This is a genomic window from Sporosarcina sp. ZBG7A, assembly GCF_000813425.1.
In the GTDB taxonomy this organism is placed as follows: Bacteria; Bacillota; Bacilli; order Bacillales_A; family Planococcaceae; genus Sporosarcina.
The window spans coordinates 1-1,481 of sequence record NZ_JWIB01000067.1 but is presented as its reverse complement, the minus strand read 5'-3'; the positions used below and the strand labels follow the sequence as shown (position 1 = coordinate 1,481).

2 protein-coding genes are annotated in these 1,481 nt (G+C 42.1%); both read right to left on the bottom strand.

The window, feature by feature from the left end:
- Positions 1-228: 228 nt before the first annotated feature.
- Positions 229-1,107: an IS3 family transposase gene (locus tag RL70_RS17020; protein WP_052246029.1), complete on the bottom strand. Its 879-nt coding sequence runs from the start codon at positions 1,105-1,107 to the stop codon at positions 229-231.
- Positions 1,104-1,406 (bottom strand): helix-turn-helix domain-containing protein, encoded by a 303-nt coding sequence (locus tag RL70_RS17015; RefSeq protein WP_039044587.1) that lies wholly within the window; start codon positions 1,404-1,406, stop codon positions 1,104-1,106. Before RL70_RS17015 ends, RL70_RS17020 begins: the two co-directional genes overlap by 4 nt.
- Between the last annotated feature and the right edge of the window lie 75 nt (positions 1,407-1,481).

Genomic DNA, 1,481 nt, shown 5'->3' with positions numbered 1-1,481 from the left:
TGACTTAGTTTCCTACAAGTAGACACTTTAAGTAACCGCTCAGTTTTTACTTTTTCTCGATGTATTCGTTTCTTAGTTTGGCTCTGTAAGCGACTTGACATGGAGCCTCTACAGGCATAATTCCTTCCTCAGGCAATCAGCCGGCGGACCAGCTGACTTCGCCAGAATAGGCTATCATGCCTGCCTCTCCACGTAAAGTCGCTTGCGTCATACTTTCCTTTCTTTCGCTTATGCAGCACTCTGGACTCGGTAATTCACCGGACTCATCTTCAGTTTTAATTGTGGACGGACATGGTTATAATAAGCAATATAGTCTTCTACAGCCTGGTTCATTTCTTCTGCCGTTTCAGGTACTGTGAAGCCTGGCATTTCCGTTTTAAGCTTACCGAAAAAGCTTTCGATGCATGCATTATCCCAGCAGTTGCCTCTGCGGGACATCGATTGGGTCAGCCGCATTTCTTTTAAACGGCTACAGTAGCCATAGTTTGTAAATTGGGAGCCCTGATCACTATGCAGGAGGGCTCCTTTTTTGTACCCTTTTTCTGCTAGACAATCCAAGGCGCGATTGACTAAGCCTTGGTCTTGGTACTCTCCGATACTGTAAGCAACGATTTCATTATTGTAAAGATCCATAATACTACAGAGATACATAAAATCTTTTTTAGGTTTAATAATTTCCAAATAGGTGATATCCACACAAAATTTGATACCTGGTCTGATTGCTTTAAAATTTCGGTTCAACAGGTTTTTTATGGTGATATGCGGCATTTGATCCTTTTTTCGCGGTCTCCGTCGCTTGGTCTTGAGTGGCATTAAGTAACGCTCGCGCATCCTAGTGATACGCTTATAACCGATAACGATTTGATACTTACTCTTTAACTCATTAATAAATCGTTCGTTCCCCAAGTTTCCACCATGCGTGTGATAGAGGGAAAGCATTTTGATTAATAAGGGCTTGTCTCGTTCTTCCTGTGAGATCTTCGGTCCGCTTTTAAGCCACTTATAATAGCCAGCTCTCGATACCCCGACAGTTTCAGTCAAGAATGTGATGGGATACAATTCTCGATGCGTTTCCACATAGCGAAAAGCTAATTCTTTTCCATTCACCTCGCTTTCAGTTCCATAAGTTTTTTTAAATAATGAATCTCTAAACGTAGACGTGCGTTTTCCTCCTCATGTGTCATTTCGTGTACTCTTTCTTTTCCTGCGTTGGCATGACCCCGTCGTGAGTGTAATGATTTATAGTCTCCAGTTTTCCTTACAATCTCCACCCACTCCGTAATACGCCTACGATTTTTAATCCCGTTTTCCTCCGCTATCTTTACTGCAGGGTGTCCTTCCAAATAAAGTTCGACCGCTTTCTTTTTCAGCTCGTAAGAGTAGGTGCTCATAGATTTTGTCGTCATGAAATCATCTCCTTAGGTTTTAACCTGTCCTAATGGAGCGTGTTCTTATACTGTCTACTTTGGAGAAATATCTCA

Excerpts from the sequence above, each read along its gene's own strand:
- RL70_RS17015 (WP_039044587.1), bottom strand. The coding sequence starts at position 1,406 with ATGACGACAAAATCTATGAGCACCTACTCTTACGAGCTGAAAAAGAAA.